Source organism: Mesorhizobium sp. M5C.F.Ca.ET.164.01.1.1 (assembly GCF_004792125.1).
Classification (GTDB): Bacteria; Pseudomonadota; Alphaproteobacteria; order Rhizobiales; family Rhizobiaceae; genus Mesorhizobium; species Mesorhizobium wenxiniae.
Genome location: NZ_SRTG01000099.1, coordinates 1 through 453, shown reverse-complemented (window position 1 = coordinate 453; position 453 = coordinate 1). Strand labels below are relative to the sequence as shown.

Annotated in this window: 1 pseudogene; it reads right to left on the bottom strand. The window is 66.9% G+C overall.

Going from position 1 to position 453, the window contains the following annotated elements:
- Nucleotides 1-419, bottom strand: a pseudogene (locus tag EN807_RS32595) (HlyD family secretion protein); the annotation flags it as partial.
- Nucleotides 420-453 lie beyond the last annotated feature (34 nt).

The following is a 453-nucleotide window of genomic DNA, read 5'->3' as shown; positions in this document are numbered from 1 at the left end:
GCCTGGTTGTCGTGCACATCGATCTCGTCGACGGTGCCGGAGACGTCGGTGGAAACGCCGAGCGACTGCGCCTGGATATAGGCGTTGTCGGTGGTCATGACCTGGCCGCCGACCACATAGTAGTAGCCGCCGGCCACCAGCGCGACGGGAAGCAACGCAAACAGGATCGGCCGCATCAGGCTGCGGCGCGGTTGGGCGGGAGCCGGCGGAGCTACGGTGACTGAAGCCGGCTTCGGTTGCGCCGAGGGCGCCTCCAGCTTCGCCGGCTCCGGCGCCCCGGGCGCTTCCAGCTCATCGTCCTCGACGACAGGCGGGTTGCCGCGCCTTTGCTCGCGCTGGCTGTCCAGGCGAATGACTTGGTCACTTACTCTTTCGCCTTCCTGGTCGGCGGGCTTTCTGGATGAGGTTCCTTCAGACATGGACTTTCTCCCGGTCGACGGCCGGCTGGGCGCA